We start from the raw sequence: 25024 nt of genomic DNA on the forward strand, positions 1-25024 counted from the left end.
GTTGCGGGTTTGCGCTCCCTCAACCCCACTTCATTTCTCCCTTGGCAACCTTCGAGCCGATATCGAGCGCGACGCCCATGCCGAGGTTCGGGAAGCGGGCTTCCATGGCGGCCTTCAACGCCGCGGCGTCGGCCGCCTTGGCAAGCTCTTCTTCGAAGGCGAGCAGATACTTCTTGGTATGCTCGACAGCAGTGAGATCGGCGGCAACACCGGGCGCCATATGGCCGGGCACGACGACCGCCGGCTTGCGGGCGGCGATTTGTCGAGATTGGCAACCCATGCCGCGCGCTGCTCCCTGGTCGGCGTGTCGGCGGTCCAGACATGAACGCCGGAAAAGATCATCACGCCGCCGGCCACCGCATTGAGCGAGGGAATGAAGAGATAGCGGCGGTTGGCGAGGCCCTCGGCGGCGACGATTTCAACCGTCTCGCCATCGACCGTGAGGGAGGCGCCGTCGAACACTTCCGGCAGCACGATATCGGCCAGAGTCTGCGGGCCGTTCTCCTTCAGTTGCGGGCCCTAGACCGCGAGCTTCTTCTCGACATTGCCCTTGATGGCCGCAAGCGTCGCGGAAGCCGCCAGCACATTGGCGGTCGGGAAAGCTTCGCGCACCGGCTTGAGGCTGAAATAATAATCGGGATCGGACTGGCTGACATAGATCGTCGTCAGCTTCTTTCCCGTCGCCTTGATCGCTTCCGCCAGCGTGCGGCCATCAGGATAGGAAAAGCCTCCGTCGATCAGGATGGCCTCGTTGCTGCCCGTGAGCGGCACGGGAGCACGGAAAAATCCTTTGGGGCCGGCGGGGAAATGCTGCCAAGCAAGCTTGGCCTCGGCGGCGTGCCCGACATCGGCCGGCGCAAAGGCGGCAGCGGCGCCGGCGGCAATAAATCGCCTATAAAAGTACAGATTGTCTGTTATTGACTTGCAGTATGGGCGGAATGGAAACGATCAACCTCAATCGCCTAGCTTATTTCGCGGCCGTGGTGGACACCGGTTCATTCACGCGCGCTGCCGAAAGGCTGGGGATCACGAAGACCGTCGTCAGCCAGCAGGTCGCACGGCTGGAAGCGGAACTGCGAACAGCTTTGCTGCTGTTGCGGACGACCAGGCGAGTGGAGCCGACCGAAGCCGGCCGGCTGCTGCACGCCCCTTGCGTGATGATTCTCCGCGAGGCAGAGAATGCCGTCGGCGAACTTGCCCAAACCAACGCCGAGCCGATGGGCGTGCTGAGGATCGCAGCTCCGAACGACTATGGCGCCTCTGCAATTGCGCCGACAGCGGCGGCATTTGTGCGAAAATACCCGGCCTGCAGCATCGATCTGATCTTGTCGGATGCGCGGATCGATCTCGTCGCCAACCAGATCGACCTGTCGCTCCGCGTCGGCTGGCTGAACGATTCAAGCCAGCAGGCGAGGCGCATCGGCTCGTTCCGACAGCTATTGGTGGCCTCGCCGGACCTTGCCTCGGCGATGAGTGTGGACGAACCCGCGGAGCTTGCGGCCTCGCCGTTCATCGCCAACACGGCACTCAGCGACCCGCTGGTCTGACGCTTCACCCGAAACGGTTCGAAAAACCGCACGGTCCAACTGCGGCAAACCATCGCCATCGACACGACGCCTGCGGTGCTCGCGGCGACGCTCGCTGGCGGAGGCCTGTCAGTGCTGCCCGATTTCTTGGTAGCCGCGCATTTGAAGGCCGGCCGGCTCGTCCATCTCTTGCCGCTTTGGGCTTTGCCATCAGGGGGCATTCACGCTGTCTATCCCGCCGCCCGTTTCCGTCCACCAAAGGTCACGGCCTTCGTTGCACTGCTGGTGCAGAAAGGAAAGATGCTGGCGAGCACATTTCCAGAATGAACCTTTCCTTGGCCGCGAGCCGGAGAAGATGACGTTGTGGTCGTCGGGGCAAGTGCCAGTTGATTGTGCATGTTGGGTTGTGAGCTCACTAGCCGCGCACGAATCCAACCTTCTGAAACAAATAGTCCCGCGACTCCGTAGCGAGACGGCGGGCCTTCGCGACGAGAGCATCGTCGATCAACTTCCCGCCAAACTTAACGGGCTTGCCGGCGACAAAGATCGCCTCGATGCAACCCGCGTCAGCCGCGCCAACGATCGCATCCACTGGATTCTGCAGCGGATGGTAGGCAAGGTTGTCGGATTGGAGAAGTAGGAGGTCGGCGCTCTTTCCGACGGCGAAGGATCCGGTCACCTTCTCGATGCCTGCCGTTTTCGCGCCCTGGATCGTGGCCATCTCGAAGATCTGCCGCGTAGATATGACGCTTGCCGCGTTCCAATTCGCCGGCTCGGACCGATCGTCTCCCGGATTGCTCGCCTGGAAACGCCCAACCGCAAGCGTGTTCTTCATGATCGAGAACATGTCGCCAGAAGACGTCGATTCACTATCGCAACTGAGGCTGGTGACGAGCCCACGCTCCAGAGTTCGCACGACTGGCGGCAATCCTCGGCGCCAGCGCACCCGCAGCATCTCGTCGAGCGGCGAAATTGAGACGGTACCGCCGGAGTCGCGGATGAACTGCAATTCCTCATCCGTACTGTCCTTGACGTGGACGTGAGTGATGTCGGGACCAAGGAGTCCCGCCTCCTTCATGGCCTTGATACCACCGGGACTCGCGAAACCTACGTGTATAGTCGTGGGTATGCCGAGCTCACGCGCGATCGACAGATCGCGCGCGACTTGAGGGATGACAGCGAAATCAGGCCCCCTGCCCGCCATTGCCATCGTGACAAGGCCACCGTCTGCGCTGAAATGCTGCTTGCGCACTCGCCTGATATCGTCCGAAATGTCCTGAGTGCTCTTGACAATCCACTTTGAGGGATCTGGCGCCTGCGGCCATCCCATCGCGAACACCGATCGCGCCGGAACGTCACGCAGGCCCTGGACCGCTGCGTCGGCATGAGCAGGGGTGTTCATGATGTGCGACCAGTCGACCAGGGTGGTGATGCCGTCGTCCAGAGCAGCCAGTCGGCCGATCAGATTGGCGGCATAGACATCTTCCGGACGCATAACCACGCCGAACTTGAAAAAGTTGTTCGCGAAGTACTGTGCTGCGCTCCAGTTCGCGCCGAGGTGCCTCAGGCAGGACTGCCAAGTGTGACGATGGGTTTCAGTAAAACCGGGCACAACAATCAGACGGCTCGCATCGATGATTTGCGCATTTCCGGAATCGATCTGGCGATCGATGGCCGCGATCTTTCCATCCTCGATCAATAGGTCGCCCGCAAAGTCGGGTAACGATGAATTCATCGTAACGATAGAGCCGCCCTTGATGAGCACCCTGCCACTTTTCGGAGCATTGCGGGGATCGAGAATGAATTCAGCACCGGAGCTTCGACGGACTCCAGCGAAGCTTGAGGCGGTAGAGGACGCGAGAAGAGCCTTGATAAACGAACGGCGGTTCATGACATTCTCCCTGACACTTTTTAATCTACGAGATTGGGTTCTGGCGCTTAGTTCCGCGGCAACTTTGCTCGCTCGACCACTCCGTCCACTTAACGATCTCCATTTCGATCAGCTTCTTCATCCCCTCCGGCGAACTACCGCGCACCTCGCCGCCGCTGGCAAGTTACTGCTTTACCGCTTCTCCAGCCCAGCCTGCTCTACCACGCGCGTCCAGGTGTCGATCTGCCGCGTGATCAATTCGCCCAGCTCGGCACTGCTGGACGGTGCGGATTCGGAATCGAGCGTGCGCAGCCGTTCCTGAACCTGGGTAACGGTAAGCGCACGCCTGACTTCGGTGCCGAGCTTGTCGACGACGGGCGCAGGCGTGCCTGCCGGGACGGCGATACCGGTCCAGGAGATGATGTCGAAGCCGGGCGCGACGGTCTCGGCGACCGTCGGAACGTTCGGCGTCAGAACCCAGCGCTCTTTCGAGGACACGGCGAGAATATCGAGCACGCCGGCAGCCGCCTGGCTCTTGATGACGGTGCCGGTGTCGATGATGAAGTCGACGTCGCCGCGAAGCACCGCAGTGACGGTCGCGGGGCCGCCCTGGTAGGGAATGTGGGTGAAGCGGGTGCCGGTGCGCTGCGCCAGCAATTCGCCCGTCAGATGCTGGGTGGTGCCGACGCCGGCGCTGCCGAAGTTGAGGCCGCCCGGCTTCTCCTTCGCCTTGGCGATCAGGGCCTGCAGCGACGGGTAGGCGCCGGCCTTCACCGCGATGAAGAACGGAAATTTTGCGACCGTCGAAATAAAGGTGTAGTCCTTCACGGGGTCGAACTGCAGCTTCTTGTAGAGCGCGGCGGAGACGGTGTGCCCGCCGACCAGTAGCTGCATGGTGTAGCCGTCGGCCGGCGCCTTGGCGACGAAGGCGGACGCAATGTTGCCGCCGGCGCCGGGTTTGGCTTCGACGACGACGGGCTGGCCGAGATCCTTCGACAACTGGTCGGCCATGATCCGCGAGATCACGTCGGCGTTGCCGCCCGCGGCAAATCCGTGCACCAGCGAGACCGGCCGCGAGGGATAGGTGTCCTGGGCGGCAGCGATGCCCGGGACCAGCGTCAGCGCGGAAACAAACAGCAGGCCTGCGGCAAACCTCATCGACATTCCTCCCTTGGCACTTCTTTTCTGCGGTCGTTTCGACCTTTATTTCACAGGTGACGGCGGGCCGACGCCGAACCTGTCGGCCAATTTCGCCAGCCGCGCGACTGTGCTGGACGGCAGCGGAATGCCGGCGGCGCGGCGCGAGGCCGCCTCGGCAAAGCCGCGCTCGCCCGGCATCAGGATCGATGACGTCCCTGCCGCCAGCGGTACGGCCTTCAGCGTTTGCGCGAGATGCGCGACGTCCTGCGCGAAGCGATTGGATGAACCGAACGCATCGATCTGCACGGCGATCGCAAGGCCGTTCATCCGGCCGGTACCCTTGCCGGAAAGCGCGGGCGCGATCACCGGGTTGTTGACGAGGACGCTCGCCAAAATCTCGATCATCAGCGATAGACCCGAGCCTTTGGGACCGCCGAGCGGCGTCAGCGTCGCGACTTGCCTCGGATCGGTGGTCGGCTGTCCCGCTTCGTCGACGGCCCAATCCGGCGGAATGGATTTTCCCGCGTCCTTTGCCGCCATCACCTTGCCGAGCGCCACATTGGCGGTGGACATGTCGAGCACGATCGGCTGGCCAGCCGACGGCACGGCAATCGCCAGCGGATTGGTGGAGACCGCCGAGCCGCGCGACCCCTGATAGGCCATCAACGGGCCGGAGGCGGTCATCACGATGCCGACGAAACCTTTTGCAGCGGCCAGCAGCGCGTAATAGCCGATTGAGCCGGCATGGGTGATGTTGCGCGCGGAGCACCAGCCGACGCCGAACTTCCCCGCCTGCTCGACGGCTTCCTGCATCGCGGCGACCATCGCGGTAGCGCCCGGTGCGCGCGCGGCTTCCAGCACGGAGATCGCGCCCTTGCGCTCCACCACGGCTGGTTCAGCGTCCGGCTTGATCGTCCCGGCTTCCACCATCTCGACATAGCGGGGAATGCGCAGCACGCCGTGCGAATCCACGCCGCGCGCGTTGGCCCAGACCAGAACCTCGGCAGTCTGCTCCGCCTGCTTGCGGCCGAACCCGCCGCCCACGAGCAACGCCGCGGCATAGCGCTGCAGGTCATCCGGGCGGAACAGGATATCGGCCGGCGGGCTCGTCATCCGCGTCCCCTCAGGGGAGTCGGGAAGAACCGGTCGAGCCAGGAGCGGATCAGCACGCGGGTGCGCGGCGCGTCCTTCTCCGACAGCGGGAAATGCGAGGTGCCGTTGACGATCATCAGTTCCGCCGGCTGGCCAGCCTTTTCGTAGAGCCGGATCGATTGCTCGGTCGGCGTGATGACGTCATTGGCGGTGTGGAACAAGAGCAGCGGGCGCGGGGCGATGTTGGCGACCACGTCCTCGGCGCGGAAATTGTACATGCTGATGGCGGTCTCGACCGGCACTTCCATCAGCGCCTTCGGCGACAAGTTTTTCCGCAAGCTTTCCGGAATCGGAACGACGTCGAAGCGCGACACCCACATGCTTTCGCCGGTCGCCGCCTTGTGCCTGCGTCCTTGCTCTAGGATGCCGGTGAATTTGGCCCACGCTTCCGGCGTCGGATGCTGGCCGCGGAATTTGCGCTCGCCGTCGCCCCAGCCGCAGGACGAGATCACGCAGGCGAGGCGTTCGTCGAGCCCAGCGGTGTAGACCGCAACCGCCGCGCCAAAGCTGTGGCCGATCACGCCGATCCGCGCGGGATCGATCTCCTCGCGCCCGGCGATGAAGCTCAGCGCGTTCTTGGTGTCGGCGACCTGGTCGAAGCAGCGCACCTGGCCGCGCGCGCCCTCGCTCTCGCCGCAGCCGCGGAAATCGATGCGGAAGGCGCAGTAGCCGAATTCCTCGAGCATGCGCGCCTGCAGCTCGGCATGCGACTCATCCTTGGTGCCGACGAAACCGTGCAGCACGATGAAGCACGGCAGCCGCTCGCCGGGACGCCGTCCCTCGGGCACGTGCAGCACGCCGGACAACTTCAATCCGTCCGAGGTGAACGACAGTTTTTCCTGCATATCAGCTCCGTTGATGTCGATGCGCCGGCCTCATCGGCCCGGCACCGGCGCCATGCACGCCATGGTCCCGGGTTCCGCGCTTCCCGGCGCGGTCAGCCCTTGACCGGCGCGTAGGGAAAGTGATGCGCCAGCCAGGGCGGCGGCGCCGGCGTGCCCCAGACGTTGAGGGCGCGCACGTTCTCCGGCCGCTTCAGCTGGGTGATGATGTTGGGCTGGTAATTGTCGTCGTCGGCGATCAGCGCCATGCCGCTCGAGCACTCGACCATGACGCCGGCGGCATCGACATAATAGGCATAGACATTGTCGCCGGGCCGGTGCCGCCCGGGGCCCCAGGCCAGCTGCTTGTCGTACTGGTCGAGCAGATCGCCGAGCCGGCAATATTCGCCGAAATTCTCCAGCTCGAAGGAATAGTGGTGAAGGCCCGTGGCACCGCGCACGATGCCCATGATGTGATGCTGCCGGTTGGCGCCGCGCATCCAGATCAGGCCGTCATCCACCAGCTTCTCCGACAACCGCAACCCCATGATCTGCTCGACATGGCGCTGCGTTTCGGCCGGTTCCGGCGAGGTGATGTTGACGTGGTCCATCCGTAGCGGATTGATGCCGGCGCCGAAATGGCGGCGGTCGTAGATGCGGTCCGGGATCGGCGTGTGCACCTCGAAGGTGTGGCCCTGCGGCGTCGCGAACACCACGCCGGCCGCGCAGCAATCGAGCGAAGGCTTCTCCGACAGCACCTTGCATCCGGCCTGCGCCACGCGGCCGACCGCCTCCTCCACCGCCCTGGCCGACAGCGCCTCGAAGCCGACGGAGCGCACGGCATTGGCCGCGGCGCGATGCAGCACGAGTTCCGCGCTGCGCCCGTTGGAGGCGAGCCAGGTTTGGCGCGCGTCGTTGCGCGTCACGTGCAGGCCGAGGATGCCGGTCGCCTCGCGCGTCACGGCATCCGCGTCGGTGACATCGACCTGAACATGCCCGAGCGAATTCACGAGATAGGTCAAGTGGCCCTCCCAGCGTTCTCTTGCTTGTTGGGCAAGGTGCTACCATCAATTTTCAACGGTTGCAATATCTTTCGAAACTTTTAGAATATTCGATAATGACCAGGCCAGACGATCCGTCTGGACTTTGTGGGAATTCCGGTTCAATTGAATGCGCGAATCGGAAACTCTGCATACGCGCGAGCGCATTCCCGACCGTGGGAGCGGATCCCTGAATTTCCAGTTGAAGAAAACGCCGAGAAATGCCGAGCCGCGCGACGAGGATGCGTGGCTGTCGAGCGGACAGGATCTGCTGGCGCGGCTGCGCGCCGACATCGTCAAGCACACCTTTGCGCCTGAGACTAAGCTCAAGTTTTCAGACCTGACGGAGCGCTACGGTCTCGGCATCGGCACCCTGCGCGAGGCGCTCTCGCAGCTGGTGTCAGAAGGCTTCGTGACGCTGGAGGCCGGCAAGGGATTTCGCGTGGCGCCGGTGTCGCGGCGCGACCTTGCCGAGGTCACCGAACATTACATCGCCTTCGAGAAGCGCGCGCTGGCGCAGTCGATCGCCGCGGGCGACGACGAATGGGAAACGCGGATCGTCGCGTCCTTCCATAGCCTCAGCATTATCGAGGACCTGTCCTGGGCCGAGCGGATGCGGCGCCACGGAGATTGGGTCGACCGTCATCGCCGGTTCCATGAGGCGCTGGTTGCGGCCTGCGCCGATCGCTGGTTGCTGCGGCTGCGCTCGCTGATGTTCTATCAGCTCGAGCGCTACCGGTTTCTGTCCAAGATGAACCGGGAGAAGAGCCCGACCCGGAAGGGCACCGAACATCGCGCGATCATGGAGGCGACGGTGGGGCGCGACGTGCAAAAGGCCACCGCCCTGCTGGAGCGGCACGTCCGCGAGACCTCCGAGTCGATCCTCGGAACGCTGGCCTAGCGCGCGGGTCCAACCCCTCCCTGCTCCTTGCGGCCGCTCTTTTGCGATCTCCCTATCCCTTGTAAGGCTCCAACGCCAGGTCACGGTTTGACGATGACCCGCACCGGAAAACCCGGCTGGATTGTCAACGTTGGCTGAATGTTGAGATTGCGTTGAACGACTTTCTGGCCAGTCTGGTTCAGGCTGTCGCTTGCTCCCCGGGCGAAGCCCCGGATGATGTCACTATTGTTGCCGGGCCGGCCCCCAGTTCGCTGCCGTTGACAGAAGCGCTGCCTTGAACAGGGCAGCCCAGTGATTGTCGACCCCATCCTCGAGACCTGCATAGCCGGCGGTGTCGACACCCGGCTGACGCTCAAGGATAATCGATCGGCCAGTTTTCATTTCACGACCGGTTGGTCACCGCACCAGAAATGCCCCTGCATCGTTGCGCCCGCTGATGTTTCCGCAGTCCTCAACCTACTTCTCTGGCTTCGATCTGACTACGACCTCTCCACGCGATCGTAGATTCGGCGGCATTTTCGCAATTGGAAATTGAGCAGCGGCTTGCACTTCTGTGGTCGGAACAGTTTCTCGACGGTTGAGGACCTGCGAGCGGAACGTGCAGATCGGCGATGGGCGGATCCGGCATAAGCCTCCTCGTAGCTAGGCAAAGGTGGCCCTCTTCAATCGCCGCGGCTGCGCACGTCAATTCCCGAGGATGCAACCGTCGCGCAGATGTGATCTCCGGTGGACTCAGGGTCAGCGGAACGAGCCGCGTCATGAAGGCCCTAATCAAATATTGGGCGGCCCGAAGAAACGAGCTCTCACTCAAAAAAGTCCAGCGAGGTCCGGCAGCTTCCTTCGGCTGAGCTCCTCGCCTGCTGCTCAGCTTCGCGAAACTAGCGTCCGCAGGTCCCTAAGCAGCACCAGAAGCTTGTTCAGCCCTTCAGGGGAACCGTCCCAGACACCTTCGACCGCAGTAGCGAGCTGCTGCTTGGCACTTTCGGCCTGGCGCCCGGCATCGATCCGCGTTACCTTTTTTGCATAACCGCATAATTTTTGCAGTGTTGGTGTGAGTCGGGGCGGTTTACGGCTCAGCGCGCGGTGGACGCTCGATTGATTCACGTCCACCAGATCTCCTAATGCTGTATCGCTTAGTTTTCTCGATCTTTTGAAGCTTTGCACGAGTGCGACCGCCTCCAAGGCCCCCTCCTCGGGGCTAACCGGCCGTCCTGCAGACCCTCGATTTTTGCCTTTTCTGCGCGCCATAATTATGCAATAATGCAGAAATTCGATGTTCACACAAGAGGTCGGCCATGAAGGAAATCCGGTTCTATCGTGCGAGCGAAAAGCCGTATGGTGTGTTCAGCAACCTTTACAGGCGTGCGATCACGTTCGAGGGACGCATCTTTCCAACGTCCGAACATGCCTACCAGGCCGGGAAAGCCCGCAAGGAAGAAGTGCGGGAGTGGCTCATGGCAGCACCTTCGCCGGCGTTACTCGCGATGGCGGCGCACGGTCTCTACCAGTGGGACATCGTTCCCGACTGGTCGAAGGTGAAGTTCGACCGCATGAGGGGCGTGCTCATGGCGAAGTTCACTCAGCACGCTGACCTAGCGGCCATTCTCCTCGAGACCAAGGATGCCGTGCTGATCGAGACTGCGACCGTGGACAGCGCAGTGAATAGGCTGTGGGGAGAGGTGCCCGGCAAAGGCGGCAAGAACATGCTGGGAATCATGCTGATGGAGGTCCGTCAGCATCTGGTCCAGAGGAGCGGCACCAAGCGACGGCGTAAGGTCGCGATGCAGGCTGCCGAATAAAATTTCAGCGACTTCGGCTTTCGAGCGACGTGACGAACGCGCTGCACACTTCGTCGACGCCCCTATCGAGCATCTCGCGGACGTGACCAGCACCGGCCGCTTGGAAGAGCCCTCGAGCACCGGTAAACGCGCAATTCAGCGCTGCCAGGCGCTGACCGACGGCGACTCCGTCGAATATATCCTCGAATTTCCAGTATCCCTCGCAACGCCAACGCTTCAAGACAAGGTCGAGCAACCCTGTCGTCACCATGTCGCCCGAACCGCATGTGTCCACCACTTGCGGAGCGAGGCTAGCCGGGAAATGCCGTCGGCCTTTGCCGTTCGATACCGTCAGTCCGCAGCCACCGTGCGTTCGGATCACGATCGTTTCGGGGTCGAGGCCGTCGTCGGCGATATGTTTCCCCGCAGTTTCGTCGGACAGCTTGACCACGGTAGCGCAGCGCATGGCCCGCGCGAATAATGGATCGTCGGCGCTGGCGGGCTCGAAGAAGACGAGAGCCCCGGCTCGCTTTGCCTCCTCCATCGCCAGGATGATCGATTCCGACACCCGATCGGCGTAGAAAACAGAAACCGACTTCAATGTTTCGGCAGCCTTGTAGACGTGTTCGTGATCGATCGAGCGCCACTTGGGAAAGCGGACGAACGTCTGAGGACACGTCGAAGTGAATCGGTGGGTTGCACTCGCCGTATCGAGGATCTGCACGATGACAGGAGAGCTTCCGGTATCCGCGATCGAGACGTATCGGGTCTCGCACCCTGCCCTCTCGAACTCGCCGAACAGGAAACGACCGTGGTCGTCGTCACCGAGATTGACGACGGGAAAGACCGGGTGACCGAGCATGGCAAGCGACAGCAGAACGTTGCCGCAAGAGCCGCCGAGAGCCTCCTTCGGACTTGTATGGGCGTCGGCGTAGATCCTGTCGACGGCAGTCAGACCAGTGCCCGCGACCGCGGGTCGTACCGCGGGGAGCCTCGCATGTCTGGAATCTGATTGGACCATACCGTGAACATTCTATCAAGGGCGCCGCAACATGGAAACGTCCAATTGCGCTCGTCCAGCACCCGCTAGGCGCATGCCGCCAAGTATCCTTAACAGGCCTTCAGGCCCGGAAACGTGACTGGGCAGCAGATTCCAACAGGAAATCTCGCGCTCGCAGACCTGATCGACGCTGAGCCCGAATTCGCCTCCGAGCAGCTCGTAGTCGTTGCCGTGCCTATCACCGCTGTCGCCGACGGCCAGCATTTGAAGCTTGTCGTCGACCATCTTGCCTCGAACCGCCTCGAAGACACGCGGCTTAGCGGCCCATTCCGGACAGATGTCGATCGAGTGCCCGGACCGGACCATCCTCAGCCCCGAACAGGCATCGACGATCTCTCGGAGTTTCCCAACACCGTCCGCCGCCAACACGAGCTCGTCGAGGCTAATCGTGATCTGAAATGGGCTTACCTTCGGGAGCCAGCCGTTCCGGAACATCGTGGCTTCGGCTTGAATGCGACCGAAGGCATCCAGGATAGCGGGGTCCGGCTCCAGGGGTGTAGTTCGGATATCGACGGACAGCGGGACGATGTGCGCACCGTTGTAGTAGCCGACCAGCACCCGTTCGCAGTGCTCCGGCGAAAGGCAGCTCCGCAATTCCTCACCGACCGATCCACCTCTGCCTGTCGCAAGCGCGATCGCGACGCCGCCCTCCAGAAGTCTTCGCAAGCCCTCCATGATTGGCTCGGTGGGCGGCTTGCCTCGCCTGTTCGTAGCGACCATCGTCCCGTCGTAGTCCAGGATAAGCGCGCCGAACTGGGCGGCTTCGAGGCGCTCGATGAACTCGTCGCGCCGGGAGCTCCAAGCCCGCCCCGCTCTGTCCGGTTCATCGGCTCTCTGCTCAGATCTCCGTTTACGGCGCGTGGCTGCATCTTCGGATTCGACGGCGACGAGGAGATCCCGGCTGTCGTAAATCAAACGACCGAAGTCTGCGACTCCGGGTTTGCCCGGATCGATGCCTGTCACCGCGCCGATGCCTTCGACGATGCCGAACGATTTCAGAACGGCGTCGAAAAGGGTGTGTCGCCCGGGTGCGCCGAAGGCGAAATGCACGCTGCGGATCATCGACGGAATGCATGATCGGATGGTCTCCCAGAACGGAAGACTGCGATCGCAGGTGAGTGCCAGCAAAACGGTCCTGTCGGCATATCGGTCGAGCCAGACGTGCCGACCATGGGCGAAGTTGCGGAAATCGGTGCGCTGCAGCTTGCAAAGACCCGCCTCCCAGCAGCTGGTCTCGATCATGACGGCCGCAGCGGTCAGCGCGGGATCGTGCAGGATGATCAGCGTGTCGCGCTCGACGTTCCAAGCGCCTGCAATCGCCTCGATATCACGAGTTCGATTCGCCGCGGACAGGATGTTCTCAGACCTCGCCCGAACCTTATCGCATCTCTCCGTCCCGCGATGTCCCGCGACCTGATCGCTCGCTAGCAGCAGCGACGTTAACGTCGAAGTGAGCGAGTGCGTCGCCAGAAACCCATCCTTCTCATCGGCTACCGGCACCATGTGTAGTCTGGCAATTTCGGCACCCACGCCGGCGAACAAGTTTTTCCCGCGTGCGGTCACCACGTCGATGCGGCGGGCATGCTCGTTGACGGCGGTCTGAAACGCCGCGCGGATGTCCGCGTTCTCGCCCCCCGCGGTGAAAAGCCATACGCCCCATTTCGGCAACACCGGGTCGAGGGCGAACGCCATCGGCGTTGTCACCGCCGTGGCGGAGTGCTGCAGCCACGTCCTGCAGGACGACAAGAACTCGGCGGAAACGGCGGAGCCTCCGCTTCCGACCGCCGCGACGGGGTAGTCGGCAGCGCGTTCGAGCGCCTCGACAAGGAGGCCAAGTTCGCCTCCGCATGCCTCAGAGACGGTATTCAGAAGTCCGTTCACCTTGACGGAGAAGACAGTGGTCATTGGTCTATCGCGTCCTTCAGCCGTGAGATGATCCGGTACGAGATGCCGAACCTCTCCATATCCGCAACGTCATTCTGGAGACCTCGGTCCGGCGCGGGACCGTTGGCTGCTTTCCGAGCTACCCGGCCACTGCCTCCGATTCCAGATCGTAGCTGCCGTAGATGGGACCGTGGAGCCAAACGTGAACCGCCATGTCCGGAGGCGCCTCGGATTCATTCAGCGCTACGGGCTCGAATTCGTACCGCAGTGTCTCGACGTATTGTACCGAAAGATTGTGTTCGATCGCAGCCATCATCGCACCGACGGCGATCACTTTACTGCCGAACGGTGACAGGATGATTTGCGGAAAGAATACGTCCTTCACCGTCTCGTCATATCGCGATTTCAGGATCGAGATCGTGCGGTAGCAGTCGAGCGGGTTGCGTTCCGACACGTAGATGAGATCGCGCGCATCGACCTGCCATTCGTTCAGCAACGGCGCCTGATACTCGGCCAGGAGCTCGTCGGCGCGTCGTGGGTTGCGCGCCGGGAAGGGGACGACGGGGCATACCTTGTACACGTCGTCCAGCGTCGTCCGGATTCTTCGCAATGTCTCGACACGGCCGCGTCCGAGCTGAGGCAGCCAGATTCTAGCCACCGGAAGCGATTCGTAACCTCCGGAGGGGCCCGAGTATCCACGAACCGCTTGGACCTGCATCGAAGGTTCTCCGACGATCCGATCGTCAAGCTCGGGATTCGATACGACCATCACGTGCAGGCTCAGACCTGCCTTTGCTTCGGCGTATTCGAGCAGCATCCTTGCCAGAGGAAAGCCGACGCCCGTGGACAGCGCGCTCATGTCGAGGACGATATCGGTTACCTCGGCGGGCCAATCGTATTTCTCGAGAACGGAGCGCGCGCCATGGCCTCCGATGGGTGCTCCGTCATCCGCCGAGAAGATCTGCACGAGGGAAACCTTGCAGTCGGCAATGATGCACTTGAGGCTCGCTTCGTTCTCGTCGGCGAGCTGCTGGAGGTTGACCGCCGGGTCGCCGCGATCCTCTCGAATGAAGAGACCGTGTACGCGGTCTCCCATGGTGGCGGCAAGCCGGTGGGCGATGCTTTTGGCTCGTGGGTCGAAGCCCGCTCCCGCCACGAGAACGCAGCGACGGGACGTCTGAGAAAAGTAGTCGTCGATGAAGCCGGAGACGTCCTTGTCGAAGTGAGTGATGCAGTTCTCCCAGTGGCGGCGCATGATCGTCAGACCTTCTCTTCGGCCAAGACGAGGTCTGGAACGCGACGCTCGAGGAACCCGCCGCGATTCAAGGTCAAGCCGTATGCGAGACATACCGGACCAGACAGCTCGAGAAGGCACCAATTCTTTCCTCCCTGACCGTAGTCACGGATGGCGACGATGGCCTGGTACGCGATCGCATACTTGAGCACGAGAGCAATTTCGCTGTCGCCAGCGAGCAGATCCTGCATCTCTGTCTCCGGAATGCCCACGGCATTTGCTCCGGCTCCGAGAGACGCGTTGGGCTCGGCAGAGACTTCCAGACAGTCCTGCGCGAACCGATCGATCAAGGCGCGCACCTTTCTTGCGAAGGGAAATCGCCACTCCTTCAACATTTCCTTGGATTTTTCGCGGAGCGCGCTCTGCTGCTGCGCGGGTGTCAATGCCGGATCCTGATTCCTGATCGCCTTCGTTTCCATTCGCTCCACGAGCGCGCCTGCGAGCTGCAGAAAAACCTCCGCGTTTTCGTTGCTTGCATCGCAAAGAACGTCTAGTCCGAAGTGGAACGCCCGATTGAACTTGTGATTCAGGATCAGGCGAGCCGCATCGGCAATCGTGCTTTTGACCCTGAGCGGCTGCCGGGGTTCGGGGTCGTCGGCGAAGAGATCGCTGGTCTGGCCCGTGGTGCGGACCACGTAGCGGTGCAGTAGTACGCGAAACATCATCAAGCGGACGTCTTCGCCGAGGTCGAGCGATTTCGCTCCTTTTACGTAACGGTCGACGATCTGCCGGATCTTGCGCTGCCGGTCCTGCGAGATCCTGAGGCTCTTCTGCTCGCGATCGATCAGCGCCCGCAACTCGTTCATCTGACCGGCCGAGAGGCTCGGCGGCTCTTCGCCGAGGAGATCTTTGAAGCGGGTGTAGTTTCGATCGCGGAGCGGTTGCACGAGACGGAGGTAGCGATCCGCCATGTCAGTCGCCATCTTGCGGAACTGACGGCGCTCGTCGGAGCGGGCGCTGTCGGTCTGCATGAAGATATCGAGATAATCGCGTTCGACCTTCAGCCCGGGCAGGGCATTCGCGCCCGCCGATCGGAAGACTGCGCTGGGCGAGAGGGCATCCATCCTCATCATCAACCAACGCGCGAATCGAATCTCGCGTCGCGCGAGAGCTCTGAAGAGCGCCTCGAACTGATCTGGATGCAGCGTGTGCACGTCATCCAGGATGGCCATGGGGCGAAGGCGGCACGGCGTACCGCTCCATTCGATCTCGATTTCCTGAATGGCCTCGAACGGCTGATACGGCTCGCGCGCCTCCTCCGGGATGTTATCGAGCGATGGAGGGAGAAGACTTGCTCCGATGGAATAGACCGCGCGTTCGACGCTGCGGGCGCGTGCGACGATGCTCTCGGCGTCAGCGCCGCCGATCTGCTCGAGTTGCGCCCCCGCGCCGTCGCGCGGAATGAACCTTATCTCATTGATCGCGCGCCGCCGATTGAAAGTGAGATTTCGCACGAGTTCTAGGATCGTGCGAGCCTGAATGAGGGCCAAGACTAGCTTGGTCTTCACCGCCGGCTCGTAAGGAAGCTCCCAAAAATCGCGATATTCCGATTCCATCGGGATCCTGACGCCCGCGACACGGGGCCGCTCGTCGTGCGTGAAGCCACAGCGTGCAAGGACTGAGGCAAGCGAGCGGTTGTTCTCGCTACTCTGGTCGCGGAGGATCGACTCGATGAGCCGAAACTCGACCAAGCTGGCCATCATGGTCTTGCCGCTTCCCGGGGTCCCGATGACCCGGACCGGATAGTCGAAGAGAAGCTCGCGCTTCTTGTGTTTGGCGACGAACGTGGTCAGCGGCTCCGGGCTGACGATCGCTAGAAAGGCGGAATCGTCCCGGATGTATTCCGTCGCCCGCCTGAGGAAGGGATTGGTCATTGCAGGGATCCGTGCCGGTCACGCCGCTGGAACAACGGGCGCATCTTGTGTGCACCGCCCTTCCCCGCCGTTTCTGCCCACAACAACGGAATGCTGTTGTTCGGCGTGTTGTGCTCGAGGACGACAGGCAGGGCGCAATTCGCGTATCCGAGCTTCATATCGGTCTGGCCGGCCTCGCGGCAATGCCTCTCGGCGCGTTTGAAGATCTCGTGGTCGTAGTACTTGTCACCCAAGTCCAACATCGGAGCATCGAGGGGGCGCGTCAAAGGCAGAGAGTCCGGCAGCAGAAGGCTCTCCGTGGCCGTGTACGCCGAGCACGTCCATTCGCTCCATTCCGCCTTTGCGAGTTCCAAGCGTTCGACCAGAGCCAGTCGCGCCTGAGCACTCGATATGTAGTGGTGTATACGCAGCTCGTAGTCCGCTGAGATGGGGAAGTGTTCATTCAGGTCGACGCGTGCGGACCGGATAAGGTCGTTGAATTTCTTCAGCTTGCCCTTCCATTCGCCTTTCTCGTTTCGACGGATGAACGTGGTACCTGACGCTGTGAAGTCGTCGATGAGATAAACGCAATCAAACTTCTCGGAAGGTGACATGCCTGGCGCCTTCCTGAGGTTTTTGCTGAGGTCGAGCCACTTCTCCCGGTCCACGTTCATCATAGGGATGACCTGCTCGGTCGAGATCCGACCTGCGTTCGCGCGCCGGAGCATATCGATCCGGCTGCCGTCGCTCATTCCGACAAAAAGGGTCTTTCGCAAGCTCCGCTTGAATTCATCCGCTCCCTTTTTGTCTGCCCAAACCTCATAGGCCTTGATACCGAGCCGCGACGCGACCATCCGGCGCAAGTGCGGCGTCACAACCTCCGGTACGAACGTTTCGACCAGACACTGCATCTCGGTGAGAGATATGTAGACCAGCCGCCGCTTGATGAAATCGTATGCCGCCTGTCGGTCGGCCGCGTCGAATTGCTTGAGCCAGGTCGCCAGTGTCTCGAGGAAGCGAACGGCAGCGCGGAAATACGAGTAGCCATCGTACTTGACCGCGGACATCATGCGCAGCCAGGCATATTCGTCAGTGGCGATCCTTTGATCGTCCTCCGGCCAGCCCATCACTTCGGCCAGAAGACTTAAGGCCATCCTGTCGTTCAACTGCGCCTCTCCAGTGGGGACATCCGAATTGGGAGGGGAGAATTGTTGGCTCGGCCGCCTACGCCCCGTAGCCCGTTATACTGGTGAAGGGCCGCCTAGCAACTGTTGGTGGCTGTCCTTTCCCGTTCTCAACAAGGGCCATCCCCGGGTCTTCGACATTGCGACCAAGGCGGGCTCGACGGTGCTGAACGATCGCGGCCAGACTTGGCGCCGGCTTGCGCTCGACTGCAGCTTCGCATCGACGATCTTTTTCGCGCGTTCATTCGCGGAGCGCGGTGCGGGCTATGACCCAGATGTGACCAAGCCCTACGCGAGCGAGAGGACCTCCGCAAGGGCCAAGCAATCCATTGACTTTATTGAAGGATTGGTTGGCGCATCAGAGCTCGAACCTGGGACCCAGGGTCTAAGGGCGATAATCTGGTGCGCGATCCCAAATCCCCTAAACGTTTTATCACCGCACCAGTTTCGCACCAGAAACTACCTGAACAAACCAGAACAAACACGATCGAAATCAAACGAAACCGCAGCAAAATCAACGAACCTGATCGATATTCCGCCGCTCATAACGGTCTGGTTGCAGGTTCGAGTCCTGCCGGGCCCACCAGTGAAATCAATAGCTTGTAACGCCTTATTTCGTCGCTCTATTCACCACCGCACCAGAAACGCCTCGCTTCACTCGCTTATCACCACGAGCGCAAACTAGCGCTCCTCGTTCGATCTGACCATGTCTCTCCCGGTCAATCGTAGAATCGGCGGATTTGTCGCGTGAAATGGTCGAACTGCGCCTTGTGCTTGGTTTGTCGACAGCCCTCGCGGCTCAATTGCCCGAATTTTGCGACAGTCATCTGCAATTGGCATATCGCCTCTGGTGACAAAGGGCGGACGCGATGTCCTCCATGATCACTGACGATGTTATCGACGCGCTGCAGCACTGCCGGTTAAAGGCCTATTTTCATCTGCGTGGTGAACAAGGAAGCCAATGTGGCTACGAGAAACTGCTGGTCGAGCAGCGGGCCAATGCGCAGCCTAAGGCAATCGAGAAAATTCGGCGCGACTACAGCGGAAAAGAGATCACGACTGATCTTAACCTGTCGGCAGTCAATCTCAGCGAAGGAGCCGCATTTGTCCTTGGCGCTCGTCTGGAAGACGTACGCTATTCTGTCCACTTCGATGCCCTTCGCAAGATCGACGGTCCTTCGGCGCTCGGGGGATATCGGTATGAGCCGGTGCTGTTTTGCGGGGCACCCCGGGTTCGCGCGCTCGACCGCCGGCAACTCGCCGCACGCGCGATTCTTCTAGCGAGAATTCAGGGGGCGCCTCCCAGCGGCGGAACCGTTTATCTCGGGTGCGCCAGCGTGAGGACGAGTATTCGGTTCGGATCGACCCTGACCAAGGCAGAAAGTCTCCTCCGAGATGCCGAACGCTTGCTGCGTGCCGAAGCCCCACCGAAGCTAGTGTTGAATGACCATTGCCGCATTTGCGCGTTCCGCGATCGTTGCCGCGATCAGGCTGTGCGGGAAGACAACCTGAGCCTTCTGCGTGGTATCGGCGACAAAGCGATCAAACGATACGCCCGCAGGGGCATCCTCACATTAACCCAACTCGCGCATACCTTTCGTCCCCGGCGGCGCGGTAAACGCGCCGATATCCCGCTCACCGGACGAGATCACGCATTACATGCACTCGCCATTCGAGACCAGACAATCTATGTGCTCGGCGCACCTACAATTCCAACGGCGAAGGTACGTATCTATATTGATATGGAGGGTGATGCCGAAGATGGATTCATCTATCTGATCGGACTTGTTGTTTGCGAAGGTGAACGCGTCGAGCGCTACTCATTCTGGGCCGATGATGAGCAAGGGGAAGACGACATTTTTGCGCGGTTCCTCGAGGCTGTTTCGCGATATGACGCACCGCGCCTTTACTGCTACGGCAATTACGAACGAACCTTCATCGCGCGCATGCGACGCCGAGCCCGGCGCAAGAAACGCATTGATGCAATTTTGTCCGCACTCATCAACGTTCTCACGATCATCTACCCGCATTTCTATTTTCCCACTTACTCGAACGGCCTCAAGGAGGTGGGAGGCTACCTCGGCTGCCGCTGGACCGAGCCCGACGCGTCGGGTATCGCCAGCGTTGTCTGGCGCAAGAACTGGGAAAAGACAGGCGACGCATCATGGAAGGCGAGGCTGATCCAATACAATCTCGAAGACTGCGAAGCGCTGCGTCGAGTTTGCGTGTTCCTGAATGAAACGCCGAACTTCGAGGCCGGTAGCAAGACCGACGCAGCGCCACGCGTGGCGTCCGTTGCACAACTGGACAGGCTCGCGCGTACCGTCAATTGGTCGAAATTCGTACATGCCGATTTCGAGTTTGTGAACAAGCGAGCTTACTTTGACTACCAGCAACGTCACGTATTCGTGCGAATGAAACAACGCGCCCCGCGGAAGCGGGGCTCCGACGATAAGCGACGGCGGTGGCAAAATCGGGATTTGCGGGTTACGCACCGGATGGAAATCACAGCGACCCGCTGCCCGGACTGCAGCAGCAAACGTATCGTGCCACTCGACCCGGGGCAGCGGCCGAAGGGCCTACAAAGGAGGCGCAAGCGCGCAATCGATCTCGTCATCACGCCGGGGGCGATTCGCCGGAAGGTGATAGAGTTCAGAACCGTGGCGTATCGTTGCGAGTGTTGCGAAAAGTGTTTCACACCAGAGCGCTACGATCGCCTAACGCGGTACTTTCATGGCCTAATGAGTTGGTTTGCTTACCAGCACATTACTCATGGGCTCGGAATCAAGTCGCTGGCCGCGCTATTCTATGAGATATTCGGCGTCCGTGTGAACTTCTGGGAATTCACCGATTTCCGGCATCTACTCGTCCACAAGTACCGCAAGACCTACAACATGCTTCTCAAGCAACTCATCGGCGGGCCGGTGCTGTACGTCGACGAAACCGAGATCAAGTTGAAGGACAGCGCGGGGTATGTCTGGGTGTTCGCAAACACCTCAGCCACAGTTTACATCTTCCGACGCTCACGCGAGGGAGGTTTTCTACGGCAAATGCTCAAAAACTTCAAAGGCGTGCTGGTCTCGGACTTCTATTCCGCGTACGACGGACTCCCCTGTTTGCAGCAGCGTTGCCTTATCCACCTGATGCGCGACTTGAACAGGGCGATTCTCGACAATCCATTCGACCAAGAGGTTCAGTCCATAACGGCGCCGTTCGGCGTCCTCTTGCGGTCAATCGTCATGACCATTGATCAGCACGGTCTCAAGAGGCGCTATCTGCAGACGCATGCTAAGGCAGTAGAGGCATTTTTTGATCTACTTGCCGAGCGCTTCTACGAATCCGAGGCCTCCAGAGGCTTACAAGAACGACTGCTGCGAAATCGCCAGCGCCTCTTCACGTTCCTGGAGCATGATGGCGTGTCGTGGAACAACAACTTGGCTGAAAATGCCATCAAGCGCGTCAGCGACTATAGGGAGAATGTCCGACGAAGCGTTAAAGAAGCCGGTCTTGCCGAGTATTTGGTGTTGCTGAGCCTTTTTCAAACCTGTCGCGTTAGAGACATAAGCTTTCTGAAATTCCTCTTGTCGCAGGAACCCGATATGAACGCCTTCGCGGCGGGGAAGCGTCGGCGCCGGCGAGCACCGCGCATCGAGATCTATCCAAAAGGCTATTTGCCCCCTTCAATCGTTTCGCTTCGTCGAGGGAAAACTAGGCAGGCCAGCGAGGTGATGGCCCCGGAAAGCAAGTGACTGCTGGGCCGAAATTCACGCGAGCAGCGGCGATATGAAACATTTGCAGATTTATTTCAGATATTGCAGTTAAGAGCCGTGGTGCCTATACTGGCGTGGAAAGGACCCGTCCATGACCACCCATGTCCTGCAATTCACCGAGCTATCGGACCAGGAACGCAAGTCTGCCCAGCCTCTCGACAAGCTCGGCAAGGGCGATCGGGTCGAGGTCCGGGTCCGCCGCAAGTCGGGCGAGGATCAGATCGTCAGGCTGCCGCCGAAGGCCGCGGCGCTGCTTGAGACTGCGCTCGGCCACCTCCTCCAGGGAGAACGTGTCGCGGTCCTCGCCGAGGACCAGGAACTCAGTCCGAACGACGCTGCAGATGTCCTGGGAATCTCCCGGCCTCTCGTCGTGCATCGGATGGACGTTGGCGATCTGCCATTCCGATATGTAGGCAAGCACCGCCGCGCGAAGCTGAAGGACGTCTTGGCCCTGAAAACACGGATCGACGCCCAGCAGGCCGCGATGGAGGCGCTGGCCGAAGATGCTGAGGACCTCAGGCGGCGCCATGGCGTTTGAGCCTTCAGTCGCCGTCTTCGACGCCTGCATTCTGTATCCCTTTCATCTCAGAAATATCGTTGTCCAGGCCGCCGTAGATCGCCTTGTTGACGCGCGCTGGACAGACGCGATCCACGACGAATGGATCCGAAACTTGACGGCCAATGCGCCAGCCATTCCGATAGAGCGTTTGCAGATCACCCGGCGATTGATGAACGATGCGCTCCCGATGGCGATGGTCAACGGGTACGAGGAGCACATTCCGGAGGTAACCCTCCCTGATCCCAATGACCGTCATGTCGTTGCGGCGGCCATCACCACCAAAGCATCCCTCATTCTCACCTGGAATTTTCGGCACTTTCCAGAAAACGAACTGAAGAAATTCGGTCTTCGAAAGATGACGCCGGACGCATTTCTCTGCGGCATCCTCGACAAGGTCCCGGACTTGGTCATCAGCTCCCTCGCAAATGCCCGCCGGAATCTGAGTAAGACCCGCGTCTCAGCATCGGACTTCGTCCGCATTCTCGGGAGCCAAAAACTCGTCCAACTCGCGAAATTGGTCGGGAAGCACGTTTCCGATCAATAGGCATGAGGGGCGGTCTTGTTTCGTGTAAGCGCAACCGCAGCGCAAGCACCGCACCAGTTTCGCACCAGAAACGACCTCACCGAAACGCAACAAACGCGATCGAACGTTGACGAAACCGCATTAAAATCAACGAAGCTGATCGATAGTCTGCCGCTCATAACGGTCTGGTTGCAGGTTCGAGTCCTGCCGGGCCCACCAGCAAATCAATGGCTTAGCAAAGCTTCCTTTTCACCCTTCGTTGGGTACCACACCAGAAACGTGTTGCCGCTCATTGCTCGACTTCAAAGGTTGTCAAACCACGGCTCCGTATTCGATCTGACCATGGTCTCCTCCTTCTGATCGTAGATTCGGCGACGCTACTGCGAATCGGCCAAACAGCGCTTCGCGGATTCGGATTGCACCCGGGGTGTTGCGACAAGTCAGCCCGAGGCCAGCTCTTTCCCATCGCCATCAGCCGCGATCATTCGGCCGATGGCTCTGGCGAGCTGGGCGTTGGTCGCTCGATCCGCCATCGCAGCAGCCCGAATTGCAGCGATATTGCCGGCGTAGTCCGCCCGGCCTTGCCCACGAAAGACGGCGGATCCTGCGACAAGAACGTCGGCGCCGGCTTCGACCGCCGCAGCTGCGGTATCGCTAGTAATGCCGCCATCGACCTGCAAGCGGATCGGCCGGTCGCCGATCATGTTTCGGATCCGGGCAATCTTCTCGATCTGCGAAGCGATGAAGGATTGCCCGCCAAAGCCCGGATTGACGGTCATGACCAGGACAAGGTCGACGCCATCGAGCACATGCTGGATCGCACTTTCCGGAGTCGCCGGACACAGGCTGACGCCGGCCTTTCTGCCCAGCGCCCTGATCGCCTGCAGCGAACGATGGAGATGAGGGCCAGCCTCCGCATGCACCGTGATGAGATCGGCGCCGGCTTTGGCGAATGTCTCCAGATAGGAATCGACCGGCGCGATCATCAGATGAACGTCGAAGGTTTTCGTTGTCAGCGGCCGGGTCGCCCTGATCACATCGGCGCCAAAGCTGATGTTTGGCACGAAATGCCCATCCATCACATCGCAATGGATCCAATCGGCGCCGGCTGCGTCGATTGCCGCGATCTCCTCTCCCAATCTTGCGAAATTCGCCGCCAGGATCGATGGAGCTATGATGATGTTGTCGGGCATTACTTCGCGCTCCCTGCCGCCTGTCCGTCGACCACGGGGCCGCCGCCGAAGACCCGGCTCGCCAGCACGTCGGCGGAGTCGATGGTTTCGAGATCGGAGAGCTCAAGCATGCGGTCGAGGTCGGACACCAGGCGGTCGGCCTGACGAAGCCGCATGCGGTCGATCGCGTTGCGGATCGAGCGCGCATTGGAGAACAGCGGCTGGGTCCGGCGCAGCGCGATATAGTCGACGAAGGCTTTGCGCGCCGCAGCCGAGAGGCGATAGCCGCGCTCCCTGAGCATGAGCTCGCCAATGAAGAGCAGCTCCGCTTCCGAATAATCGGGAAATTCGATGTGGTGCGCGATGCGCGAACGAAAGCCGGGATTGCTGGCGAAGAAATTCGTCATCCGCTCGCCGTAGCCGGCCAGGATGACGACCAGGTCCTCGCGCTGGTTTTCCATCACCTGCAACAGGATCTCGATCGCCTCCTGTCCGTAGTCGCGCTCATTGTCGGGCCGGTGCAGATAATAGGCCTCGTCGATGAACAGCACCCCGCCCATCGCCTTCTTCAGGATCTCCTTGGTCTTCGGCGCGGTGTGGCCGATATACTGCCCGACGAGATCGTCACGCGTCACCGAGATCACCTGCCCGCGGCGCACGAAGCCGAGACCGTGCAGGATCTTCGCCATGCGTAGCGCGACCGTGGTCTTGCCGGTGCCGGGATTGCCCGTGAACGACATGTGCAGGGTCGGCGGCGATGAGACCAGCCCCGCCCGTTGCCGGATGCGCTCGATGAGGAGCAGCGATGCAATCTGCCGCACGCGATCCTTGACCGGCTTCAGCCCGATCAATTCCTGATCTAGCTGTTGCAGCGTCGCGGTGATCCCCGCCGCCTCGGCCTCGTTGCGCAGGTCGAAGCTGGCCGGCAGCGGCGCTTCATTTCCGCTGGCGTCGGCGCTCCTGGCGTGCGGCAGGTCAAGCATCTTGCTTCTCACAAAGAAAGGGCTTCGCCGGCTGGCCGGCGAAGCAGTTGTCCGCCAAGGGAGCGGAGTGGGGAGATACACACTCCGAGCGGATTCTCGTGCGCCTTACGGCGAAACGTGCTGCGGCGGACGGCGCACAGTGGTGTAGCGCACCGACCGTCCTGCAACCTCCTGCCGCAAGAGCTCGAATTCGACTTCCTGCGGCGGCCGGTTGACGATGAAGGAAATCCGCACCGACTCCCAGCCGTGACTGGCGTCGAAGCCGCTGAGACGGATGTAGCGGTCGCCATACACCCTGCGGCATTCGGCAAGCTCCATCATCACACCGGCGGCGTCCGCGAGATCGAACATCGGCAACCCCCACATCTCCCAATAGGTACTGCGGGGATGCGGATCGTCGGTGAACTCGATGTTCACCGCCCAGCCATTCGCGAGGCAATACTGCACCTGCTTGTAGATCTGATCGTCGGTGAGATCGGGCAGGAACGAGAAGCAGCCTTGGGTCAGTCTCATG

General features: G+C 61.0%; 20 protein-coding genes and 3 pseudogenes. 7 read left to right on the forward strand and 16 right to left on the reverse strand.

The window, feature by feature from the left end; translation table 11 throughout:
- Positions 1-19: 19 nt before the first annotated feature.
- Positions 20-918: pseudogene (locus tag HZB49_RS20735) on the reverse strand (MBL fold metallo-hydrolase).
- A 20-nt stretch (positions 919-938) separates the two neighbouring features.
- On the opposite strand from HZB49_RS20735, the pseudogene HZB49_RS20740 reads away from it, so the two are divergent.
- Positions 939-1853: pseudogene (locus HZB49_RS20740) on the forward strand (LysR substrate-binding domain-containing protein).
- An 88-nt stretch (positions 1854-1941) separates the two neighbouring features.
- On the opposite strand, the gene HZB49_RS20745 reads toward HZB49_RS20740, so the two are convergent.
- The 5 genes from HZB49_RS20745 to HZB49_RS20765 all read right to left on the reverse strand — a co-directional run bounded on the left by HZB49_RS20745 (position 1942) and on the right by HZB49_RS20765 (position 7531).
- Positions 1942-3417, reverse strand: a complete 1476-nt coding sequence (locus tag HZB49_RS20745) for an amidohydrolase family protein (RefSeq protein ID WP_291614786.1) — start codon at positions 3415-3417, stop codon at positions 1942-1944.
- Positions 3418-3588: 171 nt separating this feature from the next.
- Positions 3589-4554, reverse strand: coding sequence for a tripartite tricarboxylate transporter substrate-binding protein (locus HZB49_RS20750; protein WP_291614787.1), 966 nt, complete (start codon positions 4552-4554; stop codon positions 3589-3591).
- Between the two features lie 45 nt (positions 4555-4599).
- On the reverse strand, positions 4600-5649 hold the full coding sequence (locus tag HZB49_RS20755; RefSeq protein ID WP_291614788.1) for an Ldh family oxidoreductase: 1050 nt from the start codon (positions 5647-5649) through the stop codon (positions 4600-4602).
- Complete coding sequence (locus HZB49_RS20760; RefSeq protein ID WP_291614789.1) at positions 5646-6533, reverse strand: alpha/beta fold hydrolase; 888 nt, start codon at positions 6531-6533, stop codon at positions 5646-5648. Before HZB49_RS20760 ends, HZB49_RS20755 begins: the two co-directional genes overlap by 4 nt.
- A 92-nt stretch (positions 6534-6625) precedes the next feature.
- Positions 6626-7531: a VOC family protein gene (locus tag HZB49_RS20765; RefSeq protein WP_291614790.1), complete on the reverse strand. Its 906-nt coding sequence runs from the start codon at positions 7529-7531 to the stop codon at positions 6626-6628.
- A gap of 148 nt (positions 7532-7679) precedes the next feature.
- On the opposite strand from HZB49_RS20765, the gene HZB49_RS20770 reads away from it, so the two are divergent.
- On the forward strand, positions 7680-8450 hold the full coding sequence (locus HZB49_RS20770) for a GntR family transcriptional regulator (protein ID WP_291614791.1): 771 nt from the start codon (positions 7680-7682) through the stop codon (positions 8448-8450).
- A gap of 52 nt (positions 8451-8502) precedes the next feature.
- Here the strand turns inward: HZB49_RS20770 and HZB49_RS20775 are convergent.
- Both HZB49_RS20775 and HZB49_RS20780 read right to left on the reverse strand, forming a co-directional pair.
- Positions 8503-8822, reverse strand: a pseudogene (locus HZB49_RS20775) (TrbI/VirB10 family protein); the annotation flags it as partial.
- A gap of 492 nt (positions 8823-9314) precedes the next feature.
- The gene (locus tag HZB49_RS20780; RefSeq protein WP_291614792.1) at positions 9315-9632 is read right to left on the reverse strand and encodes a hypothetical protein; all 318 of its coding nucleotides are present in this window, start codon (positions 9630-9632) and stop codon (positions 9315-9317) included.
- A 113-nt stretch (positions 9633-9745) separates the two neighbouring features.
- On the opposite strand from HZB49_RS20780, the gene HZB49_RS20785 reads away from it, so the two are divergent.
- Positions 9746-10249: an NADAR family protein gene (locus tag HZB49_RS20785; protein WP_291614793.1), complete on the forward strand. Its 504-nt coding sequence runs from the start codon at positions 9746-9748 to the stop codon at positions 10247-10249.
- A gap of 4 nt (positions 10250-10253) precedes the next feature.
- On the opposite strand, the gene HZB49_RS20790 is transcribed toward HZB49_RS20785, so the two are convergent.
- The 5 genes from HZB49_RS20790 to HZB49_RS20810 form a co-directional block, all read right to left on the reverse strand.
- Entirely contained in the window at positions 10254-11249 is a 996-nt protein-coding gene (locus tag HZB49_RS20790) for a PfkB family carbohydrate kinase (RefSeq protein WP_291614794.1), read from the reverse strand.
- A gap of 15 nt (positions 11250-11264) precedes the next feature.
- On the reverse strand, positions 11265-13193 hold the full coding sequence (locus tag HZB49_RS20795) for a hypothetical protein (protein WP_291614796.1): 1929 nt from the start codon (positions 13191-13193) through the stop codon (positions 11265-11267).
- A 118-nt stretch (positions 13194-13311) separates the two neighbouring features.
- Positions 13312-14427 carry a hypothetical protein gene (locus HZB49_RS20800; RefSeq protein WP_291614798.1) on the reverse strand — a complete coding sequence of 372 codons (1116 nt, stop codon included), beginning with the start codon at positions 14425-14427 and terminating at the stop codon, positions 13312-13314.
- A gap of 5 nt (positions 14428-14432) precedes the next feature.
- Positions 14433-16340, reverse strand: coding sequence for a hypothetical protein (locus HZB49_RS20805; protein WP_291614800.1), 1908 nt, complete (start codon positions 16338-16340; stop codon positions 14433-14435).
- Positions 16337-17485, reverse strand: a complete 1149-nt coding sequence (locus tag HZB49_RS20810) for a hypothetical protein (protein ID WP_291614802.1) — start codon at positions 17483-17485, stop codon at positions 16337-16339. The genes HZB49_RS20805 and HZB49_RS20810 overlap by 4 nt, the downstream gene beginning before the upstream one ends.
- 181 nt (positions 17486-17666) lie before the next feature.
- Here HZB49_RS20810 and HZB49_RS20815 point away from each other — a divergent pair, with 181 nt between their 5' ends.
- From HZB49_RS20815 to HZB49_RS20830, 4 genes are all read left to right on the forward strand, one after another.
- On the forward strand, positions 17667-18188 hold the full coding sequence (locus HZB49_RS20815; protein WP_291614804.1) for a hypothetical protein: 522 nt from the start codon (positions 17667-17669) through the stop codon (positions 18186-18188).
- 193 nt (positions 18189-18381) lie between these two features.
- Positions 18382-21252 carry a TM0106 family RecB-like putative nuclease gene (locus tag HZB49_RS20820; protein WP_291614806.1) on the forward strand — a complete coding sequence of 957 codons (2871 nt, stop codon included), beginning with the start codon at positions 18382-18384 and terminating at the stop codon, positions 21250-21252.
- A gap of 112 nt (positions 21253-21364) precedes the next feature.
- Entirely contained in the window at positions 21365-21811 is a 447-nt protein-coding gene (locus HZB49_RS20825; RefSeq protein ID WP_291614808.1) for a DNA-binding protein, read from the forward strand.
- On the forward strand, positions 21801-22376 hold the full coding sequence (locus HZB49_RS20830; RefSeq protein WP_291614810.1) for a PIN domain-containing protein: 576 nt from the start codon (positions 21801-21803) through the stop codon (positions 22374-22376). The genes HZB49_RS20825 and HZB49_RS20830 overlap by 11 nt, the downstream gene beginning before the upstream one ends.
- Positions 22377-22795: 419 nt before the next feature.
- Here HZB49_RS20830 and rpe read toward each other — a convergent pair whose 3' ends face one another.
- The 3 genes from rpe to HZB49_RS20845 form a co-directional block, all read right to left on the reverse strand.
- Positions 22796-23548: a ribulose-phosphate 3-epimerase gene (rpe, locus tag HZB49_RS20835; RefSeq protein ID WP_291614812.1), complete on the reverse strand. Its 753-nt coding sequence runs from the start codon at positions 23546-23548 to the stop codon at positions 22796-22798.
- Positions 23548-24510 carry a CbbX protein gene (gene cbbX / locus HZB49_RS20840; protein ID WP_291614813.1) on the reverse strand — a complete coding sequence of 321 codons (963 nt, stop codon included), beginning with the start codon at positions 24508-24510 and terminating at the stop codon, positions 23548-23550. Before cbbX ends, rpe begins: the two co-directional genes overlap by 1 nt.
- A gap of 105 nt (positions 24511-24615) precedes the next feature.
- A complete protein-coding gene (locus tag HZB49_RS20845) occupies positions 24616-25023 on the reverse strand; it encodes a ribulose bisphosphate carboxylase small subunit (RefSeq protein WP_291614815.1) in 408 nt (135 codons plus the stop codon).
- Position 25024 lies beyond the last annotated feature (1 nt).

The organism is Bradyrhizobium sp. (assembly GCF_016219575.1).
GTDB lineage: Bacteria > Pseudomonadota > Alphaproteobacteria > Rhizobiales > Xanthobacteraceae > Bradyrhizobium.